General features: G+C 39.4%; 8 protein-coding genes. 1 reads left to right on the forward strand and 7 read right to left on the reverse strand.

The annotated features are described in order from the left end of the window. Positions 1–100: 100 nt before the first annotated feature. The 4 genes from FC07_RS13210 to FC07_RS13225 all read right to left on the reverse strand — a co-directional run bounded on the left by FC07_RS13210 (position 101) and on the right by FC07_RS13225 (position 3,955). A complete protein-coding gene (locus FC07_RS13210) occupies positions 101–1,117 on the reverse strand; it encodes a Gfo/Idh/MocA family protein (RefSeq protein ID WP_057905562.1) in 1,017 nt (338 codons plus the stop codon). Positions 1,118–1,200: 83 nt separating this feature from the next. Continuing rightward, positions 1,201–2,151 (reverse strand): sugar phosphate isomerase/epimerase family protein, encoded by a 951-nt coding sequence (locus FC07_RS13215; RefSeq protein WP_235807522.1) that lies wholly within the window; start codon positions 2,149–2,151, stop codon positions 1,201–1,203. Between the two features lie 67 nt (positions 2,152–2,218). Further along, complete coding sequence (locus FC07_RS13220; protein ID WP_057905563.1) at positions 2,219–3,070, reverse strand: sugar phosphate isomerase/epimerase family protein; 852 nt, start codon at positions 3,068–3,070, stop codon at positions 2,219–2,221. An 18-nt stretch (positions 3,071–3,088) separates the two neighbouring features. Then, positions 3,089–3,955, reverse strand: coding sequence for a sugar phosphate isomerase/epimerase family protein (locus FC07_RS13225; RefSeq protein ID WP_057905564.1), 867 nt, complete (start codon positions 3,953–3,955; stop codon positions 3,089–3,091). Positions 3,956–4,306: 351 nt separating this feature from the next. Here FC07_RS13225 and FC07_RS13230 point away from each other — a divergent pair, with 351 nt between their 5' ends. Further along, positions 4,307–5,176 (forward strand): helix-turn-helix domain-containing protein, encoded by an 870-nt coding sequence (locus FC07_RS13230; RefSeq protein ID WP_057905565.1) that lies wholly within the window; start codon positions 4,307–4,309, stop codon positions 5,174–5,176. A gap of 44 nt (positions 5,177–5,220) precedes the next feature. Here FC07_RS13230 and FC07_RS13235 read toward each other — a convergent pair whose 3' ends face one another. From FC07_RS13235 to iolG, 3 genes are all read right to left on the reverse strand, one after another. Further along, positions 5,221–6,657, reverse strand: coding sequence for a sugar porter family MFS transporter (locus FC07_RS13235; RefSeq protein WP_235807523.1), 1,437 nt, complete (start codon positions 6,655–6,657; stop codon positions 5,221–5,223). A gap of 81 nt (positions 6,658–6,738) precedes the next feature. Then, positions 6,739–7,641: a myo-inosose-2 dehydratase gene (gene iolE / locus FC07_RS13240; RefSeq protein WP_057905566.1), complete on the reverse strand. Its 903-nt coding sequence runs from the start codon at positions 7,639–7,641 to the stop codon at positions 6,739–6,741. A gap of 19 nt (positions 7,642–7,660) precedes the next feature. Then, the gene (iolG, locus tag FC07_RS13245; protein WP_057905567.1) at positions 7,661–8,692 is read right to left on the reverse strand and encodes an inositol 2-dehydrogenase; all 1,032 of its coding nucleotides are present in this window, start codon (positions 8,690–8,692) and stop codon (positions 7,661–7,663) included. Positions 8,693–8,910: the final 218 nt, after the last annotated feature.

The raw sequence follows: 8,910 nt of genomic DNA on the forward strand, positions 1-8,910 counted from the left end.
TGGTGTAGCAGCATTCTCGTTAAGGTTTAGGAAAAGATATGCATAATTCAGGTTAAAGGGGGGAAAGCCACTTCAAATCTACTTAAAACTCGACTATTAATCAGTCGTTATATAAAGCTGGTTTTTCAGGCAATGCGATTGGTTCACGAATGCCACCTTCATCTCGAGATTTACCTAAAGCATCACAAGTTGCCATGGCAATTAAACCATCCCAAGAGCTAGGACCAGTTAACTTATCATTTTGAACGCTATCAACCCATTGCTGAATTTCGTTGTCGTATGCGTCTTTAAACCGTTCAGTGAATTCTTCAGGAATATGATCTTCACGATGGAATTTCGTCTTAATTGCAACGTCTGTTGGTGTCTTTAATGAAATTGTGCCTTCTTCACAAACAACTTCACAATTAATATCATAACCCATATGGTTATTTACAAAGACTTCTAGGTCAATATGAACACCAGACTTGGTATCTAACATGATGATTTGTGGATCATGTAAGTTACTCCGCGTATACTTCGTTTGTTTTTTAGGTAAGAAGGTAACCCCTGATTCATAATCTTCACCTAATAACCAGTGCAGTAGATCAGCTTCATGGACTGCTGTGTTAGAAATAGCCATTGGTGTATCATAAGTTTCTGGCACTTCATAATTACGGTGAGTTGCGTGAATAATTAGTGGTTCGCCAAATTGACGCTCATCGATTGCTTTTTTCATTTCGATATAGCCTTTACCATATCGACGCATGAAGCCAACTTGGACCAAGCGTTTACCATGCTTTGTTTCTGCATCGATAATTTCTTGACACGCAGCAACAGTCGGCATCAATGGCTTTTCGCAAAATACATATTTACCAGCTTCAATGGCTTTCAAAACAAATTGAGAATGTTCTTCATCAGGTGATGTCACAACCATAACCGCATCAACATCAGGAGAATCAATTAATGCTGCACCATCTGTGTAACCTTTTGCATCGTACTTCTTTGAATACTTTTCAACTAAGGCTTTATTCAAATCAGCAACTGCTACTAAATTGACGCCACCTGTTCTTTCTGAAATACGCTTAACGTGGTCTGACCCCATTGCACCTAATCCAATAATTCCGACGTTTAATGTCATAATAAAACATCCCTTCTGTTTAAATAATATTTTATAAATTATTGCGTTTACGTTAGCGGCAATAATGATTACCAGTGTTATTCCTATTTAATAATAGAATTTTGTAGTGTATCGATAGACGTTCTAAGACCCGCATCGACACTCATTGTTAGGTCTTCCATTTCTAAAGAAACATAATCATTGTTATACCCGGCCATGCCCAAAACAGAGAAAAACTCGCGCCAATATTGCAGATCGTGACCGCAACCAACGCCAACATAATTCCAAGTTCTATTGTAGGAATCCGTCACCGGTTTGGTTTCCATCAAACCGTTAACATCGGCTAAACCACGTTCGATACGGGCGTCCTTGCCGTGTACATGATAGATGGCACCTTTTAAAGCACGAATTGTCGCGATTGGATCAATACCCATCACGAAAAAGTGTGACGGATCTAAATTAATGCCCACTGTATCGCCAACGGCCTGACGTAACTTCAATAAAGTCCGCGGATTGTAAACTAATTGGCTCGGGAATGCTTCTAAAGCAATCTTTTCTACACCGTGGTCCTTTGCCAGTTTTACAGTCTCTTCCCACCATGGAATCGCCACGTCTTCCCACTGATAGCGCAAAGCCTCTGGCATATAATCCGGCCAGGAAATCGTTGAGCTGATCCAATTTGGTAACGTATCTTGCGGACTAGCTGCAGGTAGGCCACTCATAGTAACAATTTTTTTTACGCCTAACTTTTCTGCTAAAAGAATCGTTTGCCGAATTGTTTTTGTGTGTAATGCACCTAATGCACCAGGGGCTAGCGGATTCCCTGAGCAGTTCAATGCAACCAGCTTCATATCCCGGGCTGCTAATTCTTTTTTAAAGGCTTTTACTTTACCATCATCTTGTAGCAGTGCATCCCGATCAATATGTGGTGTTGGTTGCCAGCCACCTGCTGAGATCTCAACGGCATTTAAACCATACTTTGATTGGACTGTATCCAACATTTCTGTATAACTCAGATCTTTCAATACATCTGTAACCAACGATAATTCCATCATTTGCGATCAACCTCCTAAAAAGCGACAAAACCGCTTTCATTTGTACCAACATATTCGGCCGTTAGTCCTATTCACCTTGCACCAACGCAATACTCTTTTCCAATTCCTGTTTAACTTGGTCTAGCTGCCACTGTTTTAAATCATCCGAAAATGGTTCAAAAGCATAAATACCTTGATAACCCGCTGCTTCAAATGTGCGGGCCCATGCCGCCGATTGCATAATATCAGCAGGATCTAACATGTATCGGTCTTGGTCATCCAACCGATTACGCGCCTTCATCGTTGGCACACCGCTGAGATGTACGAGGCCGATCGCGTTAACATCCACTTGCTCTTGGAACTGCTGCGACGTCACATTGGCCAAATAATAATGGAACGTATCGGCTACCAATTTAAAATTCGTTACGCCAGCTTTACGAATGATTTCTTGTCCATCCCAAGGCGTACGCAATGTACTATCTTCAAATCCTAAAGGTTCAATCAAACCATTGACCTGATATTTTGTTAAAAGCTGCGCATACTCTTTAATATTAGCAATTGCTTCTGCTTGGCGTTGTGCTGAACTACGGCGATCAGCCTGTGAACGAACGGGACAAAAAACAATTTTTTTGACTGGTAGTGCCTTACACAGTTCCAACATTTCTGTAAGACTTTTAAGATTCTCATCAATCAAGGCCCGCTGGTCCATATTTCCCACCGCATTAATCGTTTCAACAGATACTTGATGCTTTTTTAGTAGCGCTGCCACTGTTGCACCATCAAGTTGATCCAAGATTGTTTGATTATCAGGTGCACCGTACAGATCATTGCGTAATTCAATATTAGGTATACCAAGCTTGGCAACAAACGGAATTGTGTCGGTCAAAGAAATCCCAGGGGCAACTTTACGATTTAGACAGAACCGATTTTGTGCGATCATGTGTATCCCTCCAATTAATTAAGCAAGCCCTAATCCCTTTTTAATATTCGGCAATGTTTGTTCATTTGACCATGCCGCGCGATCCGGCCACGCAAACACATTATTTGTCACAATACCATCGAACTTGATTTCATTCAGCGCCTGATACATTGCCTCAAAATCAACTTCACCTTCACCTGGATTTAAATGCTGATGGATCGTAACAGGAGCAGCTGGTGGATTAATAATGTATCGCAATTCGTAATTGCTCTTAAAATTCAATGTATCCGCAATTAAGATGTGGCTCAAAACGTCTTTACTACCTAAAATTTGTTTTCTCACGTCGCCGATACCACCATCGGAATAAAAAGCATGTGCGGAACACCAAACTTGTGAAACCCAGTCCGTATCTAAAGAACGAATTAATTTGGCCGCCTCTTCACTGGATTCAATAAAATCATTCGGATGTGCTTGGATCTCTAATTTAATCTGATTTTTTTCAAAATCTGGGGCCAATTCTTCCATAGATTTATACCATTGACCTTCAGAAGCAACTGGATTTTGCTTATCACCAGAAAATTCTGTATTTAACGTATCCACTCCCAACTCAGCAGTGATTTCAATTGTACGTCGCATATTGCGAACTGCTGCTTGCCGTTCCTGCTCATCTGGTGAAGACCATTGCTGAACAGGTAAAACAGAGGACAGCGCAACCCCGGCATCACTAAGCCACTTTTTAACATTTTTGATCATTGCTGAATTAACCTTGGGGTATTGGTAAAACCAGATAAAGTCTTCCCGTGGTGATAATTCAATATACTTGTAACCAAGTCGTGCCGTTTTTTCAATCATATCGTGAAACGATGTGTTATCACGAAACATCGATGGATCATAAGCTAATTTCATTGAGATTTCCTCCTTTTTCAATTCACTAAGCACGTTTGCAGACCAAATACCTACTTGATCAATGCAACATATGCGCACTTAATTTATATTTCACAAATAAGATAACATCATAATTTCGTTGTTACAATGTAAAAACAATTGCATTATTTGTAAAATATAACAATTATATAATTCTCTCAAAAACATATATTTTTAATAAAATAGCGATATCAAGCTAAAAATAGCATAGTAAAATAGTATTTCTTCATCATTGTTGTAAAAATAACTAAATTTATTTTTTATAAAAATAAAGAAATTTCCATCACTAAATTATCAAGTTTGTGATATTATAAATTTATCGAGGTGACTAACATGAAAAGCGAACCGAATTATAATCCCCAGGGCGCCAAAACATTGCAAGGCACTTTTTTTAATCATCCATCAAACGTTGCAAAAGAGCTATACCACTATCCACTTTGGGGTGCTCAATTTGAAGTTTCATACCCCTATCGTACCGACCGCCAATATATGAACTCATTCATCATTTTCTGGATACAATCTGGTGAATTAAACTTCACATTCGATGACCGACCAAATCTACTTGCAAAAAGAGATACGGTCGTATTGCTTGATTGCAAAAAACCAAATCATTATTACGTATCAAAAACCTGTCGCTTTATCTTTTTCCACTTTAACGGTCAACCAGTTCAGCCACTTTATGATTATATTACGCGGAATAAACAAAATAGTTTTGAGTGCACACCTACTTTAAAGCAACTATTTGAACAGTTATTAGCCTTATTGGCTGAAGAGGCCTATACTGGTAACGATTTACGCTATTCACAATCACTTTATGGTATGCTACTTAATCTAACAGATTCTCGTGTTTCACAGCTGGATCATGCCACGTTGCATAAAACACCAAAACTTGTTACTGATGCGCTTGCTTATATTGATTTACACTACCAAGAACATATTACAATTAAAACGTTGTGTCTCGCACTTAACGTCAGTGCCACCTTACTATCTAATAAGTTCAAAACTTATACCAACAATAGTGTGCATCAGTATTTAATTTCCGTGCGCCTTTCCCACGCCCAACAGTTATTAACAGGTCCAGCTGAGTTAAGCATTGCCGAAATCGCAACTACTTGTGGCTTTCATGACGCGTCACATCTCAACAAGATTTTTGATCAGGAACTGGATATGACGCCCAGTGAATTTAGAAAAGCTTACTTCTGACCTACAATAGTTAACTGCTACGGTTTACTTAAACCGTGGCTTTTTTAAATTTTTGATTCGCCTTGATAGTTTTTATCATACCGTGCCCGGAAATAAGATTCGATATCTTCTAAATTAACACCTTTCGTTTCTGGAACACGAATATAAACAAAGCAGGCGCCTAACACACAGCAAACAGCAAAAACATAAAAGACTGTGGCCAAGCCTAATACATCTAATAAAACAGGGAACAATAACCCAACGATAAAATTGGCAAACCAAAGCACGAAAATCGCGATTCCGGTTCCCAGGCCACGATAACGATTTGGAAAAATTTCTGAGTCCAGTAGCCAAGTGACAGGGCCAATCGTCCCTTGAAAAATCACAATGTAGACTAAAATAATGATCATAATTGCATAGGCAGTCCAAGAGGACATCCCAGCATATGTTTTAATCAGACCGACAGTAATCAAAGCGACTGCACAAAAAATCAATCCAGTTAACTCCAACCTTTTTCGACCTAATTTATCAATGGTATACATACCAATCACTGCACCAATACATGAAAAAATCCCATTTGCAACATTTGCTATCAATGCCGCATTGGCAGCGAAGCCAGCGTCTTTCAATACTTGTGACCCATAATACATAATGGCATTGATCCCAGCAAATTGCTGGATCACGCCTAGCATAGCGCCAGTAATACAAACTTGAATGATCCATTTCTGTTTGAAATCTTTCAGTGAAACAGCATTTGCCTGTGCGGCTTTTTCTCGTTTTGTATTTGCTTCAACTTCTTTAATTTCTGCTTCGGCCTGTGCCTTGCTCCGAATTCGATAAAGTACCTTTAATGCATCTGCAAAACGGTTTTGCGCGCTTAGCCACCGTGGACTTTCAGGCATGGCATACATACCGATCCATAAAACAATCCCCGGAACACTAGCTAGCGAGATCATTACCCGCCAAATGGCAGCGTGATCACCGAATAAGTTCCCTAAAACGGCATTGACGCCGAAAACCAAAAACTGACCAAATACAATTAAAAATTGGTTCATAGAGACCATTTGACCTCGCTTAGATGCCGGTGCAATTTCCGCCAAATAAACCGGAACAGTACCTGATGCGGCACCAACTGCTAGCCCTAAAATAAAACGGCAACCAATAATAACAGTTGTATTTGGTGCCAAACCACAGCCTAACCCCAAAATTGTAAAAATAACCCCTAACCAGATCAACAATTTTTTTCGGCCAATTTTGTCACTAAGTGGTCCGCCAAATACTGCCCCAAAGGCGGCGCCTAATGTTAAGCCACTAGAAACGACCCCTTGGGCCCAAGTTGACAAGTCCAACTGGCCTGGCTTAGCCATAAAATCCAATGCCCCGTTCACAACAGCCGTATTATACCCAAACGCTAATGCGCCCATCCCAGTAATCCAAGAAACTAAAGTTAAATAGCCATTATGATTACCTTGCGATTGAATCGTTTTTTCTGTATCTTGCACTGCCTTTCACCTCCACAAATTACGCTACTGTCTGATCAGTAGCCGGCCGACTTACTGATCAGATACCTCGAACCACTGCCTTCACTTAGCCAACAGTTCGTTTTGAATATATTTTTGAGCAATTTGGGCCATTTCTAAAGGATTTGCTTTTGCAGGATCTTGCTCGGCTTCAACAACGATCCAGCCCTGATATTGATGTTCTACTAATTTTTGGAAGACTGGTTTAAAATCTAAATCACCATCACCAGGAACTGTAAACATGCCATTTAAAAACGAATTTTGGAAAGTCAATCCCTTTTGACGGCATTCTTTTTCTTTATCAAACCGAACATCTTTGAAATGAACATGTACAATACGATCAATGTGTGCCTCTAACAAACTCAGATAGTCCCCATCAGAAACTGCAATATGGCCGGTATCATATAACAGACCTACTAACTTTGGATCTGTATTCGCCATTAAGCGATCGGTTTCAGCCTTAGTTTGAATCCCTGTTCCCATATGATGATGATAAGCCACCTTGATACCGTATTTTGCGGCAATCTCACCATAATGGTTAAGTCCTGTACAAACTTCATCCCATTCTTGATCCGTAAAATGATGTTTGTCCGTAAAAATATTTGCTGTATCGGATGTTTGAATGGTGTACGTTTGTTCAGATACAACTGCAATTGGCGCATGGACCGCCTGTAAAAATTTACAATGTTCCTCAAATGCCGCACTGGCCTTTTCAATTCCATCACGAATAATGAAACTGCTAAACCATTGACCTGCAATTTGTAACCGACGCAAATTGAGTTCGTAATTTAGTTTTTGTGGTTCTGGGAAAAAGCCACCTACTTCCGTACCTTGGAAACCAGAGACAACAATGTCACTTAATAATTGTTGCAAATTATTATCTTTGCCAATCGATGGAATATCATCATTGCGCCAACCAATCGGTGCAATCCCCCATTTGATTGCTTTACTTACGTCATAAGTCATATTAAATTCCTCCTTATATTTATTTAATTGGTGCAACCTTAACGGGTTGACCTGTTTCTAACGATTTTTTAGCAGCTTGGGCCAAGCGAATAGCATAAATACCGTCTGCAAAAGTACATTCAATATCATGCTCACCTTGTACCGCCTCAAAAAATGAACCTAATTCTGAAAAATAAGCATCAATGTACCGTTGTAAAAAGAAAAACATTGGTTTGTCACTCATCACTGTTTTCGAACCAGAATAAGTTGTTGTACTATCCAGCACATTATCAGCATGTGCCATCCCTGCAGATCCAAACAATTCGATACGCTGATCATAGCCATAGACAGCCTTTCGACTATTATCGATCAAACCAATCATGCCATTTTTAAAGCGCAGTGTCGTCAAAGCTGTATCAATATCGCCAGCTTCACCAATAGCCGGATCAACTAACACACCACCGGCTACAAACACAGAATCCACCTCTTCACCAGTAATAAAACGAGCCATATCAAAATCATGAATCGTCATATCCATAAAGATTCCGCCAGAACGTTTAACGTAATCCATCGATGGTGGTTCTGGATCTCGTGATGTAATTTTTAAGATATGCGCCGTTCCAAGATCGCCTTGTTCACGATGGTCAACAATACGCCGAAAATTTTTATCAAAGCGCCGATTAAAACCAACTTGAAATTTAACACCGGTTTCTTGAACGGTTTGATAAGCCTTTAAAATCGCATCATCGTCAAATCCTACTGGCTTTTCACAGAAAATATTTTTCCCTGCTAATGCAGCATCAATGGTGAATTGTGGATGTAGATCAGTTGGTACACAGATCAGTACGGCCTGTACTCGCTTATCCGCAAGCACTTGATGGTAATCCGTTACGATTTTATCCGCCTGCGAATATTTTGATGACCAATCTTCCTCAGCTGCTATATCACAAATATAAGCGATTTCAATATTTGGCATTCTCAATAAATTTTTGTAATGAACGTTCCCAATACGACCCATACCAATGATTCCGATTGTGATTTTTTCTCTTGTGATTTTTTTAATTTTAGACATGTTACCATCCCTTCCACATGGTTTTTACCATTGAACAAGCACTTGTGAAATTTGTAAAATGTAATTTTAAAATTTGTAAAAATACACATTTCTGCAACTGCTTTATTCGCCAATATATTAGCATGATTAAGGTATTTGTCAACGATAAAAATCAATATTTTTTCCCGAATTATTCATACGAGGTTTAATATCGGCATACCGCACAATTTTGGACCAAT

This window comes from Loigolactobacillus bifermentans DSM 20003 (assembly GCF_001434575.1).
Taxonomy (GTDB): Bacteria; Bacillota; Bacilli; order Lactobacillales; family Lactobacillaceae; genus Loigolactobacillus; species Loigolactobacillus bifermentans.

Bases quoted from the DNA above. Each gene is read 5' to 3' on its own strand.
- iolG (WP_057905567.1), bottom strand. From the start codon at position 8,692: ATGTCTAAAATTAAAAAAATCACAAGAGAAAAAATCACAATCGGAATC.
- FC07_RS13220 (WP_057905563.1), bottom strand. From the start codon at position 3,070: ATGATCGCACAAAATCGGTTCTGTCTAAATCGTAAAGTTGCCCCTGGG.
- iolE (WP_057905566.1), bottom strand. From the start codon at position 7,641: ATGACTTATGACGTAAGTAAAGCAATCAAATGGGGGATTGCACCGATT.
- FC07_RS13225 (WP_057905564.1), bottom strand. From the start codon at position 3,955: ATGAAATTAGCTTATGATCCATCGATGTTTCGTGATAACACATCGTTT.
- FC07_RS13230 (WP_057905565.1), top strand. From the start codon at position 4,307: ATGAAAAGCGAACCGAATTATAATCCCCAGGGCGCCAAAACATTGCAA.
- FC07_RS13210 (WP_057905562.1), bottom strand. From the start codon at position 1,117: ATGACATTAAACGTCGGAATTATTGGATTAGGTGCAATGGGGTCAGAC.
- FC07_RS13215 (WP_235807522.1), bottom strand. From the start codon at position 2,151: ATGATGGAATTATCGTTGGTTACAGATGTATTGAAAGATCTGAGTTAT.